Source organism: Stenotrophomonas sp. 10L48 (assembly GCF_056395105.1).
In genome coordinates, this window is record NZ_JBFTIX010000002.1 from 348,393 (window position 1) to 372,985 (window position 24,593).

The following is a 24,593-nucleotide window of genomic DNA, read 5'->3' on the forward strand; positions in this document are numbered from 1 at the left end:
TCCTGCGCTATCGGGAACCGGGTGGGCGCGTGACCGAATCGCGCACCACCAGCCGGTGCGGCACCACGTGGTCGGTCAACACGCGCACGCCCTCGCTGCGGCGGCGGATGGTGCGCAGCAGGATCTCGATGGCGGCATCGGCCATCGAGGCGATGGGCTGATGGATGGTGGTGAGCTCGGGCCAGACCGTCGTGGCGGCGGAGCTGTCATCGAAGCCGACCACCGACAGGTCGCGGGGCACCTCCAGGCCACGCCGGTGCGCGACGGAGATCGCCGCCGCGCCCATATCGTCGTTGCTGGCCAGGATTGCGGTGGGCGGCCTGGGCTGGCACAGCAGTTTCTCGGCAGCGGCCAGCCCGGAGCGGTAGGTGTAGTCGCCCTGTTCGACCAGGGCGGGGTCGACCTCCAGCCCGGCGTCGTGCAGCGCGCTGACAAAGCCGTCATAGCGCCGCGCGCTGGCACTGAGGTCGGTGCGCCCGCAGATGAAGCCGATGCGGCGGTGGCCCTGCTGGATCAGGTGTTCAGCCAATTCCCTGCCGGCGTGGAAGTCATCGATGCGCACGCAGGAAATGTCATTGCCGAGGTGACCCGGCGCGATAGCCACCACCGGGATGCCGGCCTTGACCAGCTCGGTCACCACGGGCTTCGATTCGCACAGCGGCGGCGGCAGGATGACGCCGTCCACCCGCCCGGCCAGAGCACGCGCGGCCTTGCGCTGGGCCGCGGGGCCCGGCTCGTCCCAGTAGTCGATGACCAGCTGGATGGCAGCGTTGGACGCTACGCGCAGCAGGCCGACCAGCAGTTCGCGCAGGTAGGCACCGCTGGGGTCGGTGTAGATCAGTGCAATACGCGTGTGCTGCGCGGCGGCCAGCGAACTGGCGGCGAGGTTGGGCGTATAGCCCAGTTCACGCACTGCGCGCATCACGCGCTCGCGGGTGACGTCGCGCACCTTGCCCTGGTTGATCGCCCGCGACACCGTCATCGGCGACACTCCGGCCAGGGCCGCCACCTCGTCGATCGTCACGCCACTGGTTTTGCGGCGGACCGATTTCTTCGGCTTGTCCAATACGCGCTCCCGTTCTTCTCTGTGACGCTGCCGAAGCCCGCGCACGTCCGGAGCTTACAAGGTTTGCCGGCCGCCCAACGGTCCGGTCCGGATGGCGAGCGGTGTCATTGGATGTTCGCTGCCGTGCTGGCGCTGCTGGCGCTGCTGGCCTGCATGGGCGACGCGCGCGCAGAGGACGGCCATGCCCTGTGGATGCGCTACGTTCCGCTCGAACCGGCCCTCGCTGCCGACTACCGCACCCGCCTGGGGCAGGTGGTGGCCCCTGATCACACAGCCACGCAGCGCGCCGCGCGCGATGAACTGCAGCGTGGACTGGCCGGGCTGCTCGGCAGCGCTCCGCAGTTGGCGGGTACGGCAGCCACCGGCCCTATGCTGGTGCTGGGTACGCCGCAGTCTTCGGCGTTGATCGCGCCGTTGCGTGCGCAGATGCAGCCGCTGGGCGAGGAAGGCTACCTGCTCAAGCGCACACAGGTGGGCGGGCGCGATGCGCTGCTGGTCGCCGCACCGCGGGATATCGGCGTGCTGTACGGGGTGTTCCATCTGCTGCGGCTGCTGCAGACGGGCGCGGCACTGGACGCTCTCGATGTGCGTCAATCGCCACGGCTCCGGCTGCGCGTGCTCAATCACTGGGACAACCTGGATGGCCATGTCGAACGTGGCTACGCAGGCCGTTCACTGTGGGACTGGCAGACGTTGCCGGAGTGGCGCGACCCGCGCTACACCGACTATGCACGCGCCAACGCATCCGTAGGCATCAACGGCACCGTGCTCAACAACGTGAATGCAAACGCACAGAGTCTTGCGCCGGACTATCTCGACAAAGCGGCAACACTGGCCGATCTGTTCCGTCCGTACGGCATCCGTGTCTACCTGAGTGCACGCTTCAGCGCACCCATCGAGCTGGGCGGGCTCGACACCGCCGATCCGCTCGACCCGGCCGTGCAACGCTGGTGGCGCGACAAAGCCGAGCAGATCTACGCGCGCATTCCCGATTTCGGTGGCTTCCTGGTGAAGGCCAATTCGGAAGGGCAGCCCGGCCCGCAGGACTACGGCCGCTCGCACGCCGACGGCGCCAACCTGCTGGCGGATGCGCTGGCCGCGCACGGCGGCGTGGTGATGTGGCGCGCCTTCGTCTATGCGCACGACGTTCCTGCGGACCGCGCCACGCAGGCCTACAGCGAATTCGCCGGCCTGGATGGTGCGTTCCGCCCGAACGTGGTGCTGCAGGTGAAGAACGGGCCCATCGACTTCCAGCCGCGTGAGCCGTTCCATCCGCTGTTCGGAGCCATGCCGCGCACGCCGCTGGTAATGGAAGTGCAGATCACCAAGGAGTACCTGGGCTTTGCCACGCATCTGGTTTACCTGGGGCCGTTGTACGAGGAAGTGCTGCGGTCCGACACCCGCATACGCGGCAAGGGGGCCACCGTGGCGCAGTCCCTGGCCGGCATGGCCGGGGTCGCCAACATCGGCACCGACCGCACCTGGAGTGGATCGCACTTCGACCAGGCCAACTGGTACGCCTTCGGGCGCCTTGCGTGGGATCCGCGGCAATCGGCCCAGGACATCGCGGCGGACTGGGCGGCGCTGACGTTCTCGGCCGATCCCGGCGTGGTGCAGCCCATCGTCGGGATGATGATGGCCTCGCGCGAGGCTGCGGTGAACTACATGACGCCGCTGGGCCTGCACCATCTGATGGCGCGGGGGCACCACTATGGTCCCGGTCCATGGGTCGATGTCGGCCCGCGCGCGGACTGGACGTCGGTGTACTACCACCGTGCGGATCACAACGGCATCGGCTTCGACCGCACCGCACGCGGCAGCAACGCCGTGGCCCAGTATTCCCCCGGCGTGGCCGAGCAGTATGGCGATCTGGCGCGGGTTCCGGAGCCGCTGCTGCTGTGGTTCCACCACGTGCCGTGGAATCACCGCATGGCTTCGGGGCGGACGCTGTGGGACGAACTGGTCGGGCGCTACTCGCGGGGGGTACGGCAGGTGCAGGGCATGCAGGCCACCTGGGCGGGGCTGCAGGGCAAGGTGGATGCGCAACGGCATGCGCAGGTCACGGCCTTCCTGCGTATCCAGCAGCGCGAAGCACAGTGGTGGCGCGATGCCAGCGTGGCGTACTTCCAGTCGGTGAGCGGCAGACCGTTGCCCGCAGGCGAAGCCGCGCCGCCGCATCCGCTGGTCTGGTACCAGGCCCTGCAGTTTCCCTCCGCGCCAGGAGATGGCCGATGAAGCCGACGTCGTGGGTGGGATGGCTGCTGCTGGTTGCCATGGGCGGCTGCGCCACGCGTGCAGCGGCACAGGAACCAACGATGGCGCTGCTGCATCCGCTGTTCCAGGATCACGCCGTGCTGCAGCGTGACCGGCCGATTCCGGTATGGGGCCAGGCCACGCCGGGCGCCCCGGTTTCCGTGGCGTTTGCCGGGCGCGCTGTCAGCACGCACGCGGCTGGCGATGGCCGCTGGCACGCAACGCTGCCGCCTGCCGCAGCCGGCGGACCTTACGAAATGTCGGTCCGGTCCGGGCATGCCAGCCAGATCGTGCGCGACGTGCAGATCGGCGATGTCTGGTTGTGTTCCGGGCAGTCGAACATGGAGCTTCCGGTGTGGCGCGCGCTTGATGCAGGCAGCGAGATCGCCTCCGCTACGGAACCGGGGATCCGCCTGTTCACCGTGCCGAAGGCGGCGGCGGTTTCACCGCAGAGTGATTTTTCCGCATCTGTGGCATGGCGCCCCGCGTCACCGGACACCGTGCGTGACTTTTCCGCCGCGTGTTTCTACTTTGCGCGTGAACTGCGCAGGACCGTCGACGTTCCGATGGGGCTGATCCAGGCAGCGTGGGGCGGCTCGCGTATCGAGGCCTGGACCAGCAGCAATGCCCTGCGCATGCAGGGTGGCCTGGGCCCAGCGCTTGACGTGCTCGCGCTGTACGCGCGTGATCCGGCGGCGGCAAACGAACGTTGGGGCCAGCAGTGGCAACACTGGTGGACAACACGCGCCGATGCCGCCGCCGCCGATGCACCTTGGCAGCCAGGCAGCGACAGCCGTGGATGGCAACGCGCCCCTGCCACGCTCGGGGCGTGGGAGCGCTGGGGTGTGCCAGCGCTGGCCGGCTACAACGGCATGGTCTGGTACCGCACCCAGGTGACACTGAGCGCCGACCAGGCCGCCAAGCGCGCACAGCTCGAGCTCGGCCCCATCGACGAGACGGACATGACCTGGGTGAACGGCGTGGCCGTGGGCAGCCAGTACGGTGCGGGCGAGCGGCGAACCTATGCGCTGCCAGCCGGATTGCTGAAAGCCGGCGCCAACACCGTGGTGATCAATGTCCTGGACACCTACGGTGAGGGCGGCCTTGCAGGGCCCGCGAGCGCGCACGCCATCGGCCTGGATGACGGTACGCGCATCGAGCTGGATGCCCGCTGGCAGTACCGGGTGGCGCCCGGCGCACAGGCGCCGCCGCTGGCACCGTGGCACGCCGCCACGGGACTGTCGACGCTGTACAACGGCATGATCGCGCCGCTGGGTGCCTATGGCCTGCGCGGCATGCTGTGGTACCAGGGTGAATCCAACACCGGTGACGCAACGGCATACCTCGCACGCCTGCGCAGCCTGCGTGACGACTGGCGGGGGCGGTTCGGCGCGCACACGCCGCTGCTGCTGGTGCAGCTGGCCGGCTATGGCCAGCCACCCGTGGCGCCGGTTGAAAGTGGCTGGGCGCAGGTGCGCGAGGCGCAGCGGCTCGCTGCGGCGGAAGACCCGCGCACCGGGCTGGCCGTGGCCATCGACATCGGCGATGCCTACGACATCCACCCGCCGAACAAGCAGGAACTGGGCCGGCGGCTGGCGCGGGCAGCGCGCCATGTGGTCTATGGCGAGCGCAGCCTGGCGCCCGCCGGCCCAACTGCACGCGAAGCATCGGCCACGCGCGCCGGCGTGCGTATCCGCTTCAACGGGATCACCGGCACCCTGGTCACGACCGGCGCGAACGGCCCCATCGGCTTCGAGCTGTGCGACGCCGATGCGCACCACTGCCACTACGCCGACGCGGTGCTGCACGGGCACGACGTCGTGCTGCGCAGCCCGCTGGCAGACGCGGGCGGGCGCGTGCGCTACTGCTGGGCCGATGGCCCGGTGTGCACCCTGCGCGACAGCAGTGGGGCGCCCGCCGGCCCGTTCGAGCTTTCCATCACCCCTGCGGAGGTTCCCTGATGCGTCTGCTGCTGGCTCCAGTACTCGTGTTGATGTCGTTGCTGCCGCAGGCGTGGGCAGCGCCGCCCGCGCCGCCGGTCTACTTCGACTGGTTCGAGTACAGCGGTCGCGACGTGGCCTTCGATGCGCCGTTGCCGGCCGGGCACTATCGCAACCCGATTCTTGCCGGGTTCCATGCCGACCCCAGCATCGTCGCCGCAAACGGGCGCTTCTATCTGGTCAATTCCAGCTTCACCTACTTCCCGGGCATCCCGGTATTCGAAAGCGTGGACCTGGTGCACTGGAAGCAGGTCGGCAATGTGATCGACCGACCGTCGCAGCTGGACTTCGACGGACTGGGCGTGTCGCGCGGTATCTTCGCGCCGGCCATCAGTTACCACGACGGCATGTTCTACGTGGTCACCACGGCCGTCGACAGCGGCGGCAACTTCATCGCTACCGCCCGTGATCCTGCCGGTCCCTGGTCCGACCCGCACTGGCTGCCTGGCATCGATGGAATCGATCCGTCATTGTTCTTCGACAACGACGGCACCGTGTATCTGCTCAACAACGATGTACCGCCCGGCCCGCCACGTTACGAGGGCCACCGTGCCATCTGGATGCAGCAGATTGATCTGGCGACCTTCGCCCCGGTAGGTCCCCGCAAGGTGTTGATCGACGGCGGGGTGGAGCCGGCCAGGAACCCTATCTGGATCGAGGGGCCGCACATCTACCAACGCGATGGCTGGTACTACCTCTCCGACGCGGAAGGCGGCACCGGGCCGCAACATTCGCAGGTGGTGTTGCGCAGCCGTAATGTATGGGGGCCCTACGTGCCGTATGCGGGCAATCCGATTCTCACCCAGCGTGACCTGCCCGCCGACAGGCCGTTGCCGATCACCAATGCCGGGCATGCGGATCTGGTGGAGGGGCCGGACGGCTCATGGTGGGCGGTGTTCCTTGCCAGCCGCAACTACGACACGCGCCACTACAACACCGGGCGCGAGACCTATCTGCTGCCGGTGCAATGGCGTGACGGCTGGCCGGTGATCCTGCCGGCCAACCAGGCCATTCCGTATGTGGCCAGAGCGCCCTCCTGGATGCAGGGCGAAGCGTCGCAGGCGCCGTCCACCGGCAATTTCACCGAACGTGACGAATTCGATGCGCCGGCACTCGGCAGCGGCTGGCTGCGCGTGCGCATCCCCAGGCAGCCGTGGGCGGACCTGCGCGAGCGACCGGGGGCCTTGGCCGTGCATCCGCTGGCGGAGAACCTGGACACGCTGCGCAACCCCGCGTTCCTCGGCCGGCGCCAGCAGCACCTGCGCTTCGAATCCAGCACGGCCATGACCCGGCCGGCGGCGGGCGTGGCCGCAGGCCTGGCAGCTTTCCAGAGCGAGACCCACTGGTATTTCCTTGGCGTGCGCAGCCTCGGCGGTGACCGCGTGGCGGTCTTCCTGGAAGCGCGCGACGGCAGCGGTGTCACCCGCACCCTGGCAACGCGCCAGGCAACGGCAGCGACGTCGCTGCGCCTGAAGATCGCTGGTGACGAAGGCCGCTATGCGTTCGCCTTCGACAGCGGCGACGGGCGTGGCTGGCAGACACTGGCCGATGCCGTGGACGGAACGGTGTTGAGTACGGATCGTGCAGGCGGCTTCGTCGGCGCCCTGCTGGGACCATTCGCGCGCGACGAGCGTGCATTGAGGAGCAAATGATGACGCGCACTCCCATCTTCCGCCCGCTGGCCCTGTGCGCTGCCATCGCGCTGGCGGGCACGGGTTACGCAGCCGAGCCCGCGCCCTGGCTCGACACCTCGGCCAGCTTCGAAAACCGCGCCGCTGCCCTGGTCGCACGGATGACCCTGGAGGAGAAGGCAGCGCAGATGCAGAACGCCGCGCCCGCGATCGAGCGCCTGGGCGTTCCCGCCTACGACTGGTGGAACGAAGGCCTGCATGGCGTGGCGCGGGCAGGGCAGGCCACCGTGTTTCCGCAGGCCATCGGCCTGGCGGCCACCTTCGATGTGCCGCTGATGGGGCAGGTGGCCAGCACCATCAGCGACGAAGCCCGTGCCAAGCACCACCAGTTCCTCCGTGAGGGCTCGCATGGCCGCTACCAGGGGCTGACCTACTGGTCGCCGAACATCAACATCTTCCGCGACCCGCGATGGGGCCGTGGCCAGGAAACCTACGGCGAGGACCCGTACCTCACCGCCCGCATGGGCGTGGCCTTCGTGCACGGTCTGCAGGGCGATGACCCGGTGTACCGCAAGCTCGACGCCACCGCCAAACACCTGGCCGTGCACAGTGGCCCCGAGGCCGATCGCCACCACTTCGATGCGCGCCCGAGCAAGCGCGACCTGTACGACACCTACCTGCCCGCGTTCGAGGCGCTGGTGAAAGAGGGGCAGGTGGACGCGGTGATGGGCGCCTACAACCGGGTGTACGGCGAGTCCGCCAGCGCCAGCCGGTTCCTGCTGCGCGACGTGCTGCGCCGCGACTGGGGCTTCAAGGGCTACGTGGTGTCCGACTGCTGGGCCATCGTCGACATCTGGAAACATCACCGGATCGTTCCCAGCCGCGAGGCGGCCGCCGCGTTGGCGGTCCGCAACGGCACCGAACTGGAGTGCGGCCAGGAGTACGCCACGCTGCCGGCGGCAGTACGGCAGGGCCTGATCAGCGAGGCGGAGATCGACGATGCGGTGACCCGCCTGTTTGCCGCGCGGATGCGGCTGGGCATGTTCGACCCACCCGAGCGCGTGCGCTGGGCGCAGATTCCCGCGTCGGTCAACCAGGCTCCGGCGCATGATGCGCTGGCCCTGAAGGCCGCCCAGGAATCGCTGGTGCTGCTGAAGAACGATGGCGTGCTGCCGCTGTCCCGCAACCTGAAGCGCATCGCCGTGATCGGCCCCACGGCCGATGACACCATGGCATTGCTCGGCAACTACTTCGGCACCCCGGCCGCGCCGGTCACCCTCCTGCAGGGCATCCGCGATGCCGCCAAGGGAATCGAGGTGAGCTACGCACGCGGCGTGGACCTGGTTGAAGGGCGCGACGATCCCAGCGCTACACCCTTGATCGAAGCGACCTACCTGCGCCCGTCGGCTGACTCCCCGGAGCGCGGGCTGCGCGGCGAGTACTTCCGTACCGCCGATCTTTCCGGCACTCCGGCCCTGGTCCGCACCGATGCCCAGATCGGATTCCGCTGGGATCGGGGTTCCCCGACCGACAACCTGCTGGCCCGTGGTGAAGCCGCACCGGGGCAGGGCATCCCCAGCGATGGTTTCAGCATCCGCTGGACTGGCCAGTTGCTGCCGCCCGTCTCGGGGCGCTACCGGATCGAGGCGGCCGCCGACGATGGTTTCCGCCTCTACGTGGACGGCAAGCGGGTGCTCGACCACTGGGCCAACAGTGATCGCCTGCACGGCGATGGCGTGGACCTGGACCTGCAGGCCGGCCGCGCCTATGACCTGAGGCTTGAGTACTTCGACGCCGAGCGCGATGCCGGCGTCCGCCTGGGGTGGCGCATGCCCGGAGCCAAGCCGCCGTTCGAAGCGGCACTGGAGGCCGCGCGCAACGCCGATGTGGTGGTGTTCGTGGGCGGCCTCACCGGCGACGTCGAAGGCGAAGAGATGAAGGTCAACTACCCGGGCTTCGCCGGCGGTGACCGTACCGACCTGCGCCTGCCCGCGCCCCAGCGCTCGCTGCTGGAAGCGCTGCATGGCACCGGCAAACCGGTGGTGATGGTCCTCACCGGCGGCTCTGCCATGGCGGTGGACTGGGCGCAGCAGAATCTGTCCGCCATCCTGATGAGCTGGTATCCCGGGCAACGCGGCGGCACTGCCGTCGGCCAGGCGCTGTTCGGCGACGTCAATCCGGGCGGGCGCCTGCCGGTGACCTTCTACAAGGCGGACGAGGCGATGCCGGCCTTTGACGACTACACGATGGAAGGACGCACCTACCGCTACTTCCGCGGTACCCCGCTGTATCCGTTCGGGCACGGGCTGTCGTACACCCGCTTCGACTACGGCAGGCTGCAGCTAGATTCAACGCGCATCGCCAACGACGGGACACTCAAGTTGCAGGTCGAGATCGCCAACACGGGCAAGCGCGCCGGCGACGAAGTGGTCCAGCTGTATGTGCGACGGCTGCAGGCCGGGCCAGGCGACGCACGCCAGACATTGCGCGGCTTCCAGCGTGTGCACCTGGCCGCAGGCGAGCGGCGCACCGTGGTGTTCGACCTGGAAGCGCAGCAGGCCCTGCGCCACTATGACGACGCGCGCGGCGGCTATGCCGTGCCGGCGGGCGCGTACGAGGCATGGGTGGGCAGCTCCAGCGCCGACATCCGCGCGAGGGCCGGGTTCACCGTGGAGACCAACCGTGACTGATGCGCGCCGCATGGAAAGCACCGGGCACACGCTGTCCATCCGGGAGAAGCTCGGCTACAGCCTGGGCGACCTGGCCGCCAACCTGATCTTCCAGACGCTGATCACCTACCTCGCGTTCTTCTACACCGATGTGTATCGGCTGCCGCCCGCCACAGCCGCCACGATCATCTTCGTGATCGGCGTGCTCGGTGCCTTCGTGTTCACCCCGTTGATCGGCATCGCCGCCGATCGCACGGTCAGCCGCTGGGGCAAGTTCCGGCCGTGGATCCTGTGGACGGCGATTCCCTTCGGGGTGCTGTCACTGCTGGCCTTCAGCACCCCCGACCTGGCGCCGCGCGCCAAGGTCGTCTACGCCCTGGCCACCTACGGCCTGTTGATGCTCGTGTATGCGGCCAACAATCTGCCGTACTCGGCACTCAGTGGCGTGCTCACCGGCAGCATGGCCCAGCGCAACAGCCTGTCGGCCTACCGCTTCGTGGCGGTGATGATCGCGCAGTTCATCATCCAGGTCCTGCTGCTGCCGCTGGTGCTGATCCTCGGCGACGGCGACCGGGTGCTGGGCTTCGAGCGGGTCATGACGGTATTTGCGGTGGTGGGAACGGTGTTCTTCCTGATCACCTTCGCCACCACGCGCGAGCGCATCGGACCGGCGAAGGAACAGACTGCCGGGGTGCTGCAGGACCTGTCCGACCTGCTGCGCAACCGCCCATGGAAGGTGATGCTGGCGCTGACCATCCTGGTCTTCATCAACCTGTCGCTGAAGGGCGGTACCTACGTCTACTACTTCCAGTACTACATGAGCGAGGCCGCCCTGGCGGGATTTCTCGACAGCTCCGGCTTCAACCGCTTCATCGGCGCCGTCAACGCGGCACTCAACGGTCTGGGCCTGGCCGGGTTCGCCTGGCCGAAGGATCCGGCAACATCGGCATTCAGCCTGTTCAACGCCTGCGGCATCGTCTGCATGATCCTGGGCATCGGTGTATCGCGCCGCCTGGCCGACCGTTTCGGCAAGCGTGATGTCTTTGGCGGTGCTTTGCTGGTGTCCACCGTGTTCCTGCTGGCGTTCTATTTCTTCCCGCCCACGGCGGTCGCCGTGGCCTTCGCTGCCTTCATGCTGCACGGGTTCTGCTACGGCATCACCATCCCGGTGCTGTGGGCGATGATCGCCGACGTCGCCGACTACTCCGAATGGAAGAACCATCGCCGTGCCACCGCCATCGTCTTCTCGGCGATGCTGTGTGGCCTGAAGATCGGGCTCAGCATCGGTGGCGCGCTGGTCGCCGGCATCCTCGCCCATCACGGCTACCAGGCAGGCGCACCGCAACAGCCCGAAGCCGTGGTGGATGGTATCCGCCTGACGGTGAGCGTGTACTGCTCCCTGCCGTTCCTGGCTGCAGTCGCGCTGCTTTTCTTCTACGAGATCAACAAGCGCATGGAGACCCGCATCGAGCAGGACCTGCAGTCGCGGCGCCAGGGCAGCGATCTGCAGCAACTGGCAGCGCACGCCATCTCCCAGCCCCTGGTAAGCCACATCTACACGGCCGACCCTTCGGCCCATGTGTTCGAGGGGCGGCTGTACATCTATCCATCGCACGACATCGACAGCGGCGCCCCCTTCGACGATGAGGGCGGGCACTTCGGCATGCAGGACTACCACGTGCTGCGGATGGAAACACCGGAGGGCGAGGCCACCGACTGCGGCGTGGCGCTGCATGTGCGCGACGTCCCCTGGGCCAGCCAGCAGATGTGGGCACCGGATGCCGCCTCCCGCGATGGCCGCTATTACCTGTACTTCCCGGCCAAGGACGCCCACGGCATGTTCCGCATCGGCGTTGCGGCGGCGGATCGGCCGGAGGGCCCGTTCACTCCAGAGCCCGATCCCATCGAGGGCGCGTACTCGATCGACCCGGCCGTGTTCGAGGACGACGACGGCACGCACTACCTCTGTTTCGGTGGCATCTGGGGTGGCCAGCTGCAGAAGTATCGCGACAACCGCTACGACCCGGCGCATGAAGAACCTGCAGGCGAGGCGTCGGCACTGGGCCCGCGTATCGGGCGACTGGACGCCGGCATGACCCGGCTTGCCGAACCCACCCGGGAGATCGTCATCCTGGACGAGCACGGGCAGCCGCTGCGCGCCGACGACCATGCCCGTCGCTTCTTCGAAGGACCGTGGCTGCACAAGTACCAGGGCCGGTATTACCTGTCGTACTCCACTGGTGATACGCACCTGCTGTGCTATGCCACCAGCGACAGCCCGTACGGGCCGTTCACCTATCGCGGCGTGATTCTCACCCCCGTGGTGGGCTGGACCACCCATCACTCCATCTGTGCGTTCCAGGGGCGGTGGTACCTGTTCTATCACGACGCGTTGTTGTCCGGCGGGGTCACCCACCTGCGTTCGGTCAAGTGCACACCGCTGCACATGGAAGCAGATGGCAGCATCCGGACGATCCATCCCTATGGCACCTGAGCCGACTTCGCCCACGGATGATGCGCAGGCGGCACTGCCTGCCGGCCCACTGCACTGGTTGCGGGCAGGCAGGCTGGAGGTCGCGCTTGCACCGGAAGCCGGTGGGCGCATCGCCCAACTACGCTGTGACGGTGTGGACTGGCTCGTCAGCGAACATGAAGTAGGGCAGGCGGGCATTGCGTGGGGGTGCTATCCCATGCTGCCCTGGGCCGGGCGCATCCGGCACGGACGCTTCGTCTTCGAAGGCAGGCCCTATCAGCTGCCGGTGAACTTCGGAATGCACGCCATCCATGGCGTCGGCTTCTCACGGCCGTGGCGCATCGACCGCCTTGAACCGGACGGCGCCTCGCTGTCGCTGGACCTGCCTGAGGACGCCTATTGGCCCTTCGGAGGCAGGGCATCGCAGCATCTCCTCGTGCAACCCGACCGCCTGACGCTGCGCCTCGCAGTGCAGGCCGGTGCCATGGCAATGCCAGCCGTGCTTGGCTGGCATCCCTGGTTCCGCAAGCCGGATCGACTGCTGTTCGCACCCAGCGCGATGTACCCGCGCGACGGGGAGGGCATCGCCACCTTGCCCTGCGTGCAGCCAACGCAGGGGCCGTGGGATGACTGCTTCATCAACCAGGCCGAAGTGACGCTGCTTGCCGCCGGCCAGCGGCTGCGGCTGAGCGCCGACACCGATCACTGGGTGGTCTACGACGGGGCAGTGCACGCCACCTGCGTGGAGCCGCAGACCGGCCCACCCGACGGATTCACGCTGGCGCCGACCCGGTTGCAGCCGGGACGACAGCTGGAACTGAACTTCGAACTGCGTTGGGAGATCGACAGCGATGGCGATCTGGCTGGCGTCGACGCCAGCTGATCACCTGTCCGCAGCAGAAGCCAGGAACTCCCCGCGGCTGTTCCACCGCATCGAATGCCTGCCGGCCCTTCTGTTCTTCGCATCCGCCGGGCATGGCCCGGCGCTACCCATCTCCGCGTCCGCCGGGAATGACCCGGCGTTGCCCGTGCGTCGCGTCCGGTAGTGCCGGCCGCTGGCCGGCAACACGCGATCCGGCGCGCGCTTACAGCGCGCTCTGCGGGCGCACCTTAAGCAAGGAGGCCCGCCATGCCGCGTGGCACGCACGTTGGCTTCAATTGGCGTCAACCCGCCGTGCCTACCCGGTCGGATCGGGATCAGGCCGCTCGTAGTCGTCGGGCGTAGCTTTGGGGTCATCACCATCGTCGGGCATGTCGTGCTCCTTCCATGTCGCTTTGTCATTCCTGAGCCTGTCCGGGGTATGGCTCTTCGACGCATCGTCCACGTCGGCGCCAGGGTTGAAAGGCAGGTCATCCCGCAGCTTCTTCTCGTTCACTGGAGTGTGCTCCTCGGGCGTGTTGACCAGCCTCTGCCACGGGGCGTTAACGCTGCAACACAGGCGGATGAAGGGCTGCCGCACGGCCCATCAACCCATGTGCGCAGCCTCGGCATGCGGCTGCGATGGCAGCACTCCCTTGCCTCATTGACCTGTCGTTGACGTACAGATGTCAGACTCGCGCACAAAGGGGTGTCCGGGTGAATTGCAGGGGAGTGATCATCAGGAGAGCTGGCAATGCCGTTTCTCACTGACTCAACAGAAGTCGCCGTCGAGGGCGTCGGTGCAGCCCGGCGCATCGGCTGGATGCGCTTCGTGGGGAATGGCTTGGGCGCGCTTCCGATTGCCTCGATCATTCTGGAGCGTCAGGCGGATGCTGCGCCCTGGGTGCTGCTATTGCTCAACGCCATCGCATGGCCGGCGCTGGCGATGCTCCTGACACGTCGCGCCCGCGAGCCTGCAGCAGCGCAGTTCCGCTGCATGATCGTCGACTCTCTCTTTGGAGGCGCATGGATCGCCTTCATGGCCCTCAGCACGGTGCCAAGTGCGTTGTTTGCCGCGTTGCTGGTGGCCGACAAGATCGCCGCCGGCGGCATCCGCCTGGCAACGAGGGCAACCCTGGCCCTGGTGGTCGGGTTCGCCGCTACCTGGCTTGCCCTGGGCCTGCCTTATCAACCCATCACCTCGCAGCGCACCGTTGTCCTCAGCCTGCCTTTCCTGTTCGTCTACGGCATCGGGTTGAGCGTGCTGAGCTGGCGGCTGGCGCGCCGGGTGAAATCACAGAATCGCCAACTGCAGCGCCTGAGCCGGATGGATCCGCTGGTGGAGCTGGCCAACCGCGGTTTCCTGATCCAGCGCGCCCAGCAGATGCTGCAGACGGGGCAGCACCACGGCGGCGATGCGTGCCTGCTGATGCTCGATGTTGATGATTTCAAGCGGATCAATGATTCGCATGGCCATCGTGCCGGCGATGAGGTGCTTCGCCGCATCGCCGTGGTGCTGCGTCAGCTGGCCCAGCCGGGTGACATGCCGGCGCGCCTGGGCGGTGATGAGTTCGCCGTCCTGCTGCGCCAGCGGATACCGGCAGAGGCCATGGATGTGGCCGAGCAGATAAGGCACTACCTGCAGGAGCCGGGCGCCCCTGAAACAGCCCATATCCAGTTCAGCGTCAGTATCGGCATCGCCGCAGCGGCTGGCACGGGCAGCGCAGAAGATTGGCTGGCGAAGGCGGACAAGGCGCTCTATCACGCAAAACGGCACGGCAAGAACACCGCAAGCTACGCCGAGTAATCTGCACCGGGCAAGTGTCTGTGAAGCAGCTGCCGATCCTGGGCGCTGCGCTGGTCGCGATAGGTGGCCTGGCGTTCCAGCCCGCGCCTGATCAGAGCAGCAGCAACGCCCCGATCAGCGCGGGCGGCATCACCAGCGCGCCGACACGCAGGAAGTCGAGCGCGCTGACATGCTCGCCTTCGCGGCGCAACGCCACCAGCCACAGCATGGTGGCCAGCGAGCCGGTCACCGACAGGTTCGGGCCCAGGTCCACGCCGATCAGCAACGCCGCGCGTGTCTGCGCCGGCAGCTCGGCCATCTGGCCCAGCGAGCCCGCCGCCAGGCCCACCGGCAGATTGTTGGCCACGTTGCTGAGCAGTGCGGCTGCGCCTCCGGCCAGCCAGCCCGCCTGATGCGGCGAGGTCTGCGCCAGCGCCTGCAGGTTGCTGGCCGCTGTCTGGATGACACCGGTCTGCGAAACCGCTTCAACCAGCACGAACAGGCCGGCCACCAGCGGCAGCACGCCCCAGGAGACGTGGCGCAACAGCGGCAGCGGGCTGCGGCGCTGGCGGATCGCCACCACCGCTACGCTCAGCGCGCCCGCACAGAACGTAGCCAGGCCCAATGGGCCGTTCAGTGCGGAGGTCACCAGCAGCACGGTGCCGGTGAACAACACCCCCAGCGCACTCAGCCGGCCACCCTCGGTAAGCGGGCGATGCTCGGGCGACGCCGCCAACGGCTGCGCGATCTCGCGGCGATGCACCCAGCGCAGCACCAGATACGTGGCACCGATCGCCGCCAGCGAAGGCAGCGCGAACTGCGCCAGCCACTGCAGCAGCGGTGGCATGTGGTTGCCGTACACCACCAGGTTGGCCGGGTTGGAAATAGGCAGCACGAAGCTCGCCGCATTGGCGATGAACGCACAGACAAACAGATAGGGCAGGGGGTTGGCGCGGGCCGCCTTGCACGCGGCATAGACCGCGGGCGTCAGCACCACCGCCGTGGCATCGTTGGACAGGAACACCGTCACCACCGTGCCGACCAGGAACACCAGATCGAACAACCGCCGCCCCGAGCCGCCCGCATGCCGCACCGCATACAAGGCCAGCCAGTCGAACAGGCCCTCGCGCCGCGCCAGCTCGGCCAGCACCATCATGCCGACCAGGAACAGATAGACATCCCGGCCTTCAGCAACCGCGTGCCAGGTCGTGCCGAGCGACACCGCCCCAAGCAGCGGAAGCAGCGCGGCCGCGCCAAGCGCCCACACGTACTCCGGAATGCGGAACGGCCGGAACAGCAGGCCGACGGTGGCAACGGCCACGGCCGCCCAGATGATGAAGGGGGAAGAGGAAGCGAGCATGGAGTGGGTGGGGTCTCAGCTGCACCGGCGCGAGCCAACAGCAACGCGCGCTACAGCGATGGCAAGTGCGAGAAAGTCGGCATCATACCGTGCCGGCTGCAGCGCCGGCCCCGCCAGCAAAGGGCCGTATCAGAACCCGACGTGCGCCCGATTGAAGGCGCATGCCATTCACCGTGATGCGTCACGGTAATGCCGATTCCGGACATCCGCATCGCAAGGGTGGTGCCGGCCAGGCCGGCAAGACGCCATGTGGTGCAGCCTCGGCTGCGATTCGGTGAGCGGCACAACGCCGGTGGAGCAGGGGTGCAATCGACATGCGGACAGGAACCGAATTCGATTCATCCGTTCGCTGGTCACGCTGACACGATAGGACACGCGTACATCGCCGAGCGCCGCGCAGAGGGAAGGGTGCAGGCCGTATCGCTGACACCTGTCACTTGTCCGGGCAATGCGTACCGCCAATAGTGAGCGTCACCGCCGCCTGCATGGCCGGCACTCACCGAAAGGACCTCCCGTGAACCTGCTGCAGCAACTCCTCTGGCAGACCCCCATCTGGGTCTGGGTGCTTCTGGCGTTCCTGGTCTCGCGCGGCATCGCGGCCATGCGGCCGGGGCAGACCTCGCTGCGGAAGCTGGCCATCGTGCCGGCGCTGTTCAGCGCCTGGGGCATCTGGTCGATCAGCCACCGCTATGGCGGCTCGCCGTTGGCGTGGGGCGAATGGCTGGCCGGCATCTGCGCGGGCGCAGCAGTGGGCTGGCTGCTGCCGCGCCGGGCAACGCTGAGCGTGGACGCCTCCACGGGCACGCTGTGGCGTAGTGCCGACTACAGCCTGCTGCCACTGCTGCTGGTCACGTTCGTCATCAAGTACGGTTTTGAAACGGCGCTCGCCGTGGCGCCCGGCCTGAGCAGCAACGCAGGTTTCAGCGCCGCCTATCTCCTGCTGTCTGGCGGATTCACCGGCATCTTCATCGGCAAGTACTGCCGCTATCTGGCGGCGTCGCGCCGGGCAACGCCCAGCGGGATGCAGCCTGCTGGCTGAGTCCAGTCCAGGATGGGGGCGGTGCACGCGCCCTCACCCTGTTCACCCTGCAGCGGCAAGAATAGGCCACGGCTTGGGCGGGAGCCGTCCACACTGGACTATTCGCTTCGCGCTCAGTTCAAAGACGCCTCAAGGAGTGCCCATCCCCGGTTGGAAACCCGCGCCGCTTTGGCAGGGATTGGAGTGCGTTATCGAGGCTGTCCGTCGATTTCACTAGTAGGTCAGCTTCCGGAAACCAACCTGCGTCGAAACCTCGTCTTCGCATTCCACCACGAAGGCAACCGCGTCATGAGGAAGATGCAGGCGCTGCCGAAGCGCCTTCCCGCCGTAATCGAATGCCCTCACAGCGAGGAGATAGTTGGGGTGCGAGGCGTCCAACTCGACACAGGCAAGGCACGCCAGCCCATACCACGTTCCATCCACTCCCTTTCCGGCATAGCACTTGCTGGATGTGGACAGCGGATCAAGTATCACCAGGCGATTGGATCGTCCGCAGCCGCCAATCGTTGTCCAGGTATGGCAATGGCCCTTCGCGCTTCGACCAGATCGAGGCCTATGCCCAACGCACTCTGATTGGCTCCAAGCAGGTGCTTCAGCTCGGCGAGCTGTCGGTCAGCAATCCGTTGTTCTCGGGTGCTCCGATTACGGGCATGCAGCTGCTGCCCGAGGAAGCACTGCAACAAGGCTCTTCCAGCGTGGAGGTGCAGCRCATGCTGAAGCCCCGATGCAGGCCATTCCATCGGATCCGTACGAACGTGTCTAGGCGTAATGACGCAGGTGTGGCGATTCGAGCGGGTTGTGCGCCCACGACGTGCCGCAGCGGCTAACCGTCCCTGCTGGCCAGATAGCGTTCTCCCCACAACTTCATTGCTTCCAGTGTTGGCGCCAGTGTGGTGCCCAGCGGCGTCAACGTGTATTCAACACGCGGCGGAACTTCTGCAAACACTTCGCGCCGGACGATGCCGCTTGCCTCAAGCTCGCGCAGCTGCAAGGTAAGCGAGCGCTGGGTCACGCCGCCGATCAGCTTTCGCAGTTCCCCAAACCGTTTAGTGCCGCTCAGCAGGTAGTGAACGATCAACGGCTTCCACTTCCCGCCGGCGATCTCGACAGTCACTTCTACGGCACACCGGTAATCCGAAGGCAGGCCAGCGGGCATCATCACTCCAATAGGATACTTTGTATCCCTATATATACAAAGTGTGCCTGGTTGTAAATTTGCCACTGGCCTCTGATAGTGCTGGCCCGGAAGGGAGCCCCTTCGCAATCAGAGAGAAGACGCATGAGAGCTGCGTATTACGACCGCCAAGGCCCGGCTGATGAGGTGCTCTGCGTTGCAGAGCTGCCCACCCCACAACCGGGGCCAGGTGAAGTCCGGGTGCGGATGCACATGTCCGGGCTCAATCCCACAGACCTCAAGGCCCGCACAGGGTTCTCCGCGCCGATGCCCTTTCCACGAATCATTCCCCACCAGGACGGTGCCGGTGTCATCGATGCGGTGGGCGACCCGGAAGAGGCGGGCCGTATAGGGCAGCGCGTCTGGATCTATGAAGCCCAGTACGGCAGGGCGAGCGGAACGGCTGCAGCGTTCGTGGTCGTGCCCGCTGGGCACGCCGTGCCGCTGCCTGGCGATGTCTCTTTCGAGGTGGGTGCATCGCTGGGTATTCCGGCACTGACGGCGCATCGCTGTCTCTTCGCGGATGGCGACATCAACGGCCGAAGGGTGTTGGTGCAAGGCGGGGCAGGCGTGGTCGGCACCGCCGCCGTCCTGCTGGCAAAGTGGGCGGGCGCCTGGGTCGCGGCCACGGTCATGAATGCCGAGCAGGCAAGCATTGCCAGGGCGGCCGGAGCGGATCTGGTGCTGGACCGTCTGAATGACGATGTCGCCGGCGCGATCAACACCCATACCCGGAGGGCGGGCGTGGATCGCATCGTAGAGGTCAATGTGCGGGCAAATCTCGACCTTGACCTGGCATGTCTCGCCTCTGGCGGCGTCATCAGCGCTTATGCGGCCGCGCAGGCAACCGATGAGCTTTCCCTGCCACTGTTGCGTGCCATGGTGCACGGATGCGTGCTCCGCTTCGTGTACATCTATTCGGTCCCCCAGGAAGCGAAGATCCACGCGATCAGGGACATCACTGCGTGCCTTGCCAGTGGCGCCTATTCGCCCCATGTCGGTTTGAAGGTGGATCTGCAGAAGATCGCTGAAGCGCACCAGGCACTTGAAGCTGGAACCGTGATGGGGAAGGTTCTCATCGCCATCTGAGCGATACGTTCGCCGCCACGCGCCCCTTGCACTCGGCGGGTGAATGCGGCTTGCGGGTCATTTGCATGCCCGCAGGGCGGGGCTGCACGTCCCCTCACCACATTCACCTCGCAGCAGCGAAAATGCGTCCTTGGGCGCGCTCCAGGGCGCACCGCTCACTGCCTGCAGGAACGCAACGATGTCCAACAACCCTTTCGGTGAATCCTCATGCGCTGCCGCAGCCAGCGGTTGCGTGGAGGTGCGCGGCGCGCGCGAGCACAACCTCAAGAATGTCGATGTCTCCATTCCGCGCAATGCACTGGTGGTGTTCTCCGGGGTGTCGGGTTCGGGCAAGTCGTCGTTGGCCTTCGGTACGGTCTTTGCTGAGGCGCAGCGGCGCTACTTCGAGTCCGTAGCGCCATACGCGCGGCGCCTGATCGACCAGGCGGGCGTACCCGATGTGGATGCCATCGACGGCCTGCCGCCGGCGGTGGCGTTGCAGCAGCAGCGCGGCGCCAGCAATGCACGTTCCTCGGTGGGCAGTGTCACCACGCTGTCCAGCCTGGTACGCATGATGTACTCGCGCGCAGGGGCCTACCCGGCCAACCAGCCCATGCTGTACGCCGAGGACTTCTCGCCCAATACGCCGCAGGGCGCCTGCAGCACCTGCCACGGCCTGGGACATGTGTACGAGGTGACCGAAGCGCTGATGGTGCCGGACCCGTCGCTGAGCATCCGCGAACGTGCCATCGCCTCCTGGCCGCCGGCATGGCATGGCCAGAACCTGCGCGACATCCTGGTCACGCTGGGCTACGACATCGACGTGCCGTGGAAGAAGCTGCCGAAGAAGGACCGCGACTGGATCCTGTTCACCGAGGAAACGCCAACCGTGCCGGTCTATGCCGGCTTCACGCCCGCAGAGACCCGTGCCGCACTGAAGCGCAAGCTGGAACCCAGCTACATGGGCACCTATACCGGTGCGCGCCGCTACGTGCTGCACACCTTTGCCAACACCCAGAGCGCGCTGATGCGCAAGCGCGTTTCGCGCTACATGGAAGGCAGGTTGTGCCCGGCCTGCCACGGAAAGCGCCTGAAGCCGGAAGCGCTTTCGGTCACCTTTGCCGGCGTGGATATCGGTGAGTTCATGCGGCTGCCGCTGGACCAACTGGCGGACCTGCTGGGGCCCATCGCGCAGGGCGATTTCAGCGCGCACAGCCGCGGCGCGCGTACCAGCGGCAGCGCCACGAAACGCGATCGCACGCAGCGGGCTGCAAGCGGCCGACCTGTCCATGCTGGAGCCCCCGACGTGCGGCTGACCTCGGCCCTGTCGGAAGAGAAGCGCCTGGCCGCGCAGCGGCTGGCAGGCGGCGTCATGGCGCGTGTACGCCAGCTGCGAGGCCTGGGCCTGGGGTACCTCTCGCTGGATCGCGCCACGCCAACCCTGTCGGCCGGCGAACTGCAGCGCCTGCGGCTGGCCACGCAGCTCAGCTCGTTGCTGTTTGGCGTGCTGTACGTGCTTGATGAACCCTCGGCCGGCCTGCACCCCGCCGACAGCCAGGCGCTGTACGACGCGCTGGACCGGTTGCGCGACGGCGGAAACTCGGTGTTCGTTGTCGAACACGACCTGGAGCTGATGCGCCGCGCGCAGTGGCTGGTGGATGTTGGCCCGGAGGCGGGTGAGCACGGCGGGCGCGTTCTCTACAGTGGCGAGCCCGACGGCCTGCGCAAGGTCCAGGAATCGCGCACCGCCCGGTATCTGTTCGACCAGGTGCCCGCGGCCGCCAGCCGGCAGCGCAGCGCCAGCAGCTGGCTGGAGTTGAAGGGCATCCACCGCCATAACCTGCAGGGTGTGGACGCGCAGGTGCCGCTGGGGTTGCTGACCGCAGTGACCGGCATTTCGGGGTCGGGCAAATCCAGCCTGATGGCGCAGGCACTGCCCGAGCTGGTGCTGCTGCACCTGGGGCATGAGCCCGAGGAGAACAGTGCCGAGAGTGCGCCCAACGACGCGCCGACCGTGATCGAAGCGACCCGAGGCCGGCTGGCTGGCGATGTGGACGCCATCCAGCGGGTAGTGCAGGTGGACCAGAAGCCCATCGGCCGCACCCCACGCTCCAACCTGGCCACCTATACCGGCCTGTTCGACCACGTGCGCAAGCTGTTCGCCGCTACGCCCGCCGCGCGCCGTCGGCGTTTCGATGCCGGCCGTTTCTCGTTCAACGTGCCCAAGGGCCGATGCGAGACCTGCGAAGGCGAAGGTTTCGTCAGCGTCGAACTGCTGTTCATGCCCAGCGTCTATGCGCCGTGCCCCACCTGCCACGGCGCCCGCTACAACGAAGCCACGCTGAAGGTGCTGTGGAATGAGCGCAACATCGCCGAGGTCCTGCAGATGACGGTGGACCAGGCGCACGCGTTCTTCATCGAGGAAGAGGCCATTGCCCGTCCGCTGCAGCTGCTGCAGGAGATCGGCCTGGGCTATCTGCGGCTGGGCCAGCCGGCCACAGAGCTTTCAGGTGGCGAAGCCCAGCGCATCAAGCTGGCGACCGAGCTGCAGCGCAGCCAGCGCGGGCGCACGCTCTACGTACTGGACGAACCCACCACCGGCCTGCATGCATCGGACGCGGACAGGCTGCTGGTGCAGCTGCAGCGACTGGTGGACGCGGGCAATACGGTGGTGATGATCGAGCATGACATGCGCGCGGTCGTGCAGGCGGACTGGGTGATTGACGTCGGGCCTGGCGCAGGCGCTGCGGGCGGCACCATCGTGGCGAAGGGAACGCCGCAGCAGGTGGCGCGCGCCAAGGGCAGCAGGACGGCGCCCTTCCTTGCGCGGGAGCTGGGGCAGGGTGGGTGAGGTGAGGGCGTCGCCGGGGCCGTAGTCCTACTACCGCACGCCACACCGCCCATCCTCAGGCACATCGCCAGCAAGCGTCAGCAGCCGATCCTGCAGCGTAGGCTCCTGCACGCCAGACAGCACCTGCTCCAGATAGCTCAATGGCACCAGTGACCATTGCAGCGAGGCCTGCAGGGGGAAGATCGCAGGCGCCCGATGCTCGGTACCCAGCGCAACCCGGATCAGCAGAAGCGGCGGCTGCCTTTCCACGTGCAGCACCGGCACGCCCTTGCACTGGATCTGGAAGGAAGCCGAAGCGGGCGTCCCCTCCAGGAACGCGAAACCCTCCCGCGCCCGCGCCTCTGCGAATCGAAGCGCGTGGCGGCGCAGCGTCCAGAATGTCTCATCGGGTACATCACGGTACGCGAGCACTTCCGGCTCAACAGGCTCTGGCGAATGGATCTGTACTGCAACGACCAGCGCCAGAAAGAGCGCCCACATCACGCCGTGGCGCACCTTCATGTCAGGCCCCACCAAAGTGATCCTTCACTCTGCCGGCTGCAGCCGTTCGCTTGCGTGGGCTGCGAGCCCAAGCCCGGCCATGATCAGTCCTTCCATCACCCGGTCGCCGACGTATTGCTCCGGCTCACCATTCTGGCGGGTGCGTTCTGCGGCCAGCAGCACTTCCAGCACCACGCGCAGGCCTGTCAGCGAGCAGTCGGCATCGGCCAGCGCCATCTGCCGGCCACGCAGCTGATGCCGCTCTGGCCAGGGCTGGCCGTTGGCGGCCACGCCCGAGCCGATGCTGTGCAGCAGCGCGATGAGGGTATTGGGATCCACGGTAGGCCCGGCCGAGGGCGCCTCGTGGATGGGCTGTGGGGCAGGGGAGTAGGGCGTTGTCATGGCAGGGCTCCTTGCGTGCAGGCAGAAGCCGCCACCGATAAAGGTGGCGGACGATGCGTGGCTCGAAACCCCGTGTGTGGATGACCGGGTAGGCGCAAGGCCTCCACGCACCGCCCGCCATATCCGGCAGACGGATTGCCAGCCGGCACCGCGCAGGGCGGTGCCGGCTGGCAAGCGCAAAACAACATCCACACAATCGGGGTTTCGAATCCCGGCCACCCGTTTTCGGTGGCATGGCAAGGAATACGCCCGGTAGTGCGCGATGCCAATACAGTAAGGGCAATGCCGTCACCACTTTCGACGTTTTCAGAATCGTTGCATGGCGGGGAAGGGCGCTAGAGGCTTTGCCTGCAAGGGCTGCCGGCGGTGGCGGTTGGCCCGCATATTTCGTGCCGGTACCGACATGCTCTGGCCGGAAGTAGGGCAGACGCGACAAAGGGATGGACGGGTCGAGTCTCTTGATGGCCCTTCAGGGCGCCCGTCCGCTGCAATCAGAGTGCACTGCGTGGCTGACGCCGCGCTTACCGCCATGGCACTATCCGGGATGCGTCAGGGGCGCTTGAAAGGGGGAGTACATGGAAAGTACGCAAAAAGGGCTAACGATGGCCGATGTGGCTGGCTGGGGTTCGGCTGTCGTCACGTTTGGCCTGATTCAAGGCGCGCTCTATCTGAAGGCGTACTGGGGCCACTTTGGCCTTGATCCCTTTCAGTTTGTTGCCGTGAGCGAACTGGCCCTGGCTGGCCTGGCCGGCATCGGCATGGTGTTGTTTCTCATGCTGGTGGCCTTGCTGTTTAGCGGCTGGGTGGAGATAAAGGTGACGAGCGGCAGCGCCAAAAGCAAGCTGTTCGCATGGTTGTTTCCGCTGCTTTTCTTCACTGGCTTGGGGCTGCTGCTTTGGTGGTCGAACACGTGGCCTCTTCTGATACGGCTTCTTCTGACAATCATCTGTGCGCTGATCGTGCAACTTTCGCCGGTGGTGCCCGCGACGGTGAAGGATTCCCCTTGGCTGATCTATGCCTTGGTAATGCTGGTCTATGTCTCGATAGTGTCAAGCATGCTTGGTTCCGGGCGTGCCGCGACGGTTTCCTCTGGGGGCGGCAAGCACGTGACGGCTGTGACTGTTGATGGAAAGGTGCAGGGCGGCCTTAGCCTGATTGGTCGGCTTGGTGATAGCTATGCGCTATGGCACCCAGCGCGGAAAGCAGCCGTGCTTGTGCCTGTTGGCGATGTTGGGAGGTTGGAGATTGTGCGAAAGGGTGTGACGCCTGTTCCTGCTGCGAAATAGGGCTAGGTTCTGGCAAGCGCCAGGCAGGGAAGTGTTGTGCATCTGAGATCGCGGACTAGCGATAAGGGATGTTTATCGAGGGTAGGGGGGGGGGTGCGCTTCTCGCTAGAATGTGCCGCCGTACCCGCATTAGTTCCGTCTTACTCCACTCCCACTTAATTTCCGGCGCCAGGTCACGGATTGAGATGAACGACGC

Annotated in this window: 18 protein-coding genes and 1 pseudogene; 13 read left to right on the forward strand and 6 right to left on the reverse strand. The window is 66.7% G+C overall.

All coding sequences use genetic code 11. The features are described 5' to 3' along the window. Positions 1-7 precede the first annotated feature (7 nt). Positions 8-1,066, reverse strand: a complete 1,059-nt coding sequence (locus tag AC1DCU_RS04990) for a LacI family DNA-binding transcriptional regulator (protein WP_032974760.1) — start codon at positions 1,064-1,066, stop codon at positions 8-10. Between the two features lie 111 nt (positions 1,067-1,177). On the opposite strand from AC1DCU_RS04990, the gene AC1DCU_RS04995 reads away from it, so the two are divergent. The 7 genes and pseudogenes from AC1DCU_RS04995 (at position 1,178) to AC1DCU_RS05025 (ending at position 12,975) form a co-directional block, all read left to right on the forward strand. Beyond that, a complete protein-coding gene (locus tag AC1DCU_RS04995) occupies positions 1,178-3,301 on the forward strand; it encodes an alpha-glucuronidase family glycosyl hydrolase (protein WP_442251914.1) in 2,124 nt (707 codons plus the stop codon). Beyond that, positions 3,298-5,280, forward strand: coding sequence for a sialate O-acetylesterase (locus AC1DCU_RS05000; protein ID WP_442251915.1), 1,983 nt, complete (start codon positions 3,298-3,300; stop codon positions 5,278-5,280). Before AC1DCU_RS04995 ends, AC1DCU_RS05000 begins: the two co-directional genes overlap by 4 nt. Then, positions 5,280-6,971: a glycoside hydrolase family 43 protein gene (locus AC1DCU_RS05005; protein ID WP_478013504.1), complete on the forward strand. Its 1,692-nt coding sequence runs from the start codon at positions 5,280-5,282 to the stop codon at positions 6,969-6,971. The genes AC1DCU_RS05000 and AC1DCU_RS05005 overlap by 1 nt, the downstream gene beginning before the upstream one ends. Continuing rightward, on the forward strand, positions 6,968-9,640 hold the full coding sequence (locus AC1DCU_RS05010; RefSeq protein WP_442251917.1) for a glycoside hydrolase family 3 protein: 2,673 nt from the start codon (positions 6,968-6,970) through the stop codon (positions 9,638-9,640). Before AC1DCU_RS05005 ends, AC1DCU_RS05010 begins: the two co-directional genes overlap by 4 nt. A 10-nt stretch (positions 9,641-9,650) precedes the next feature. Further along, positions 9,651-11,123: pseudogene (locus tag AC1DCU_RS05015) on the forward strand (MFS transporter); the annotation flags it as partial. Further along, positions 11,097-12,113, forward strand: a complete 1,017-nt coding sequence (locus AC1DCU_RS05020; RefSeq protein ID WP_442251932.1) for a glycoside hydrolase family 43 protein — start codon at positions 11,097-11,099, stop codon at positions 12,111-12,113. The pseudogene AC1DCU_RS05015 and the gene AC1DCU_RS05020, both read left to right, overlap by 27 nt. Then, positions 12,103-12,975 carry an aldose epimerase family protein gene (locus AC1DCU_RS05025; protein ID WP_442251918.1) on the forward strand — a complete coding sequence of 291 codons (873 nt, stop codon included), beginning with the start codon at positions 12,103-12,105 and terminating at the stop codon, positions 12,973-12,975. Before AC1DCU_RS05020 ends, AC1DCU_RS05025 begins: the two co-directional genes overlap by 11 nt. A 295-nt stretch (positions 12,976-13,270) precedes the next feature. Here AC1DCU_RS05025 and AC1DCU_RS05030 read toward each other — a convergent pair whose 3' ends face one another. Continuing rightward, a complete protein-coding gene (locus AC1DCU_RS05030; protein ID WP_425507103.1) occupies positions 13,271-13,468 on the reverse strand; it encodes a hypothetical protein in 198 nt (65 codons plus the stop codon). 237 nt (positions 13,469-13,705) lie between these two features. Here AC1DCU_RS05030 and AC1DCU_RS05035 point away from each other — a divergent pair, with 237 nt between their 5' ends. Continuing rightward, positions 13,706-14,758, forward strand: coding sequence for a sensor domain-containing diguanylate cyclase (locus AC1DCU_RS05035; protein ID WP_442251919.1), 1,053 nt, complete (start codon positions 13,706-13,708; stop codon positions 14,756-14,758). Positions 14,759-14,849: 91 nt separating this feature from the next. On the opposite strand, the gene AC1DCU_RS05040 is transcribed toward AC1DCU_RS05035, so the two are convergent. Next, positions 14,850-16,097, reverse strand: a complete 1,248-nt coding sequence (locus tag AC1DCU_RS05040; RefSeq protein WP_478013505.1) for an arsenic transporter — start codon at positions 16,095-16,097, stop codon at positions 14,850-14,852. A 514-nt stretch (positions 16,098-16,611) separates the two neighbouring features. On the opposite strand from AC1DCU_RS05040, the gene AC1DCU_RS05045 reads away from it, so the two are divergent. Both AC1DCU_RS05045 and AC1DCU_RS05050 read left to right on the forward strand, forming a co-directional pair. Then, positions 16,612-17,136, forward strand: a complete 525-nt coding sequence (locus AC1DCU_RS05045; RefSeq protein ID WP_442251921.1) for a DUF6622 family protein — start codon at positions 16,612-16,614, stop codon at positions 17,134-17,136. Positions 17,137-17,585: 449 nt separating this feature from the next. Then, positions 17,586-17,963 (forward strand): fimbria/pilus outer membrane usher protein, encoded by a 378-nt coding sequence (locus tag AC1DCU_RS05050; RefSeq protein WP_478014127.1) that lies wholly within the window; start codon positions 17,586-17,588, stop codon positions 17,961-17,963. Here the strand turns inward: AC1DCU_RS05050 and AC1DCU_RS05055 are convergent. Further along, entirely contained in the window at positions 17,960-18,292 is a 333-nt protein-coding gene (locus AC1DCU_RS05055) for a winged helix-turn-helix transcriptional regulator (protein ID WP_136638043.1), read from the reverse strand. The two genes, AC1DCU_RS05050 and AC1DCU_RS05055, sit on opposite strands and share 4 nt — an antisense overlap. 123 nt (positions 18,293-18,415) lie before the next feature. Between AC1DCU_RS05055 and AC1DCU_RS05060 the strand changes: the two genes are divergently transcribed. Together AC1DCU_RS05060 and AC1DCU_RS05065 are read left to right on the forward strand one after the other, a co-directional pair. Then, positions 18,416-19,399 (forward strand): NADPH:quinone reductase, encoded by a 984-nt coding sequence (locus tag AC1DCU_RS05060; protein ID WP_442251922.1) that lies wholly within the window; start codon positions 18,416-18,418, stop codon positions 19,397-19,399. A 178-nt stretch (positions 19,400-19,577) separates the two neighbouring features. Continuing rightward, positions 19,578-22,229, forward strand: coding sequence for an excinuclease ABC subunit UvrA (locus AC1DCU_RS05065; RefSeq protein WP_478013506.1), 2,652 nt, complete (start codon positions 19,578-19,580; stop codon positions 22,227-22,229). A 30-nt stretch (positions 22,230-22,259) separates the two neighbouring features. Here the strand turns inward: AC1DCU_RS05065 and AC1DCU_RS05070 are convergent, their stop codons facing one another. Both AC1DCU_RS05070 and AC1DCU_RS05075 read right to left on the reverse strand, forming a co-directional pair. Continuing rightward, entirely contained in the window at positions 22,260-22,730 is a 471-nt protein-coding gene (locus AC1DCU_RS05070) for a hypothetical protein (protein ID WP_442251924.1), read from the reverse strand. A 24-nt stretch (positions 22,731-22,754) separates the two neighbouring features. After that, entirely contained in the window at positions 22,755-23,111 is a 357-nt protein-coding gene (locus tag AC1DCU_RS05075; protein WP_442251925.1) for a hypothetical protein, read from the reverse strand. A 575-nt stretch (positions 23,112-23,686) separates the two neighbouring features. Here AC1DCU_RS05075 and AC1DCU_RS05080 point away from each other — a divergent pair. Continuing rightward, positions 23,687-24,397 (forward strand): hypothetical protein, encoded by a 711-nt coding sequence (locus tag AC1DCU_RS05080; protein ID WP_442251926.1) that lies wholly within the window; start codon positions 23,687-23,689, stop codon positions 24,395-24,397. The last annotated feature ends 196 nt before the right edge of the window (positions 24,398-24,593 follow it).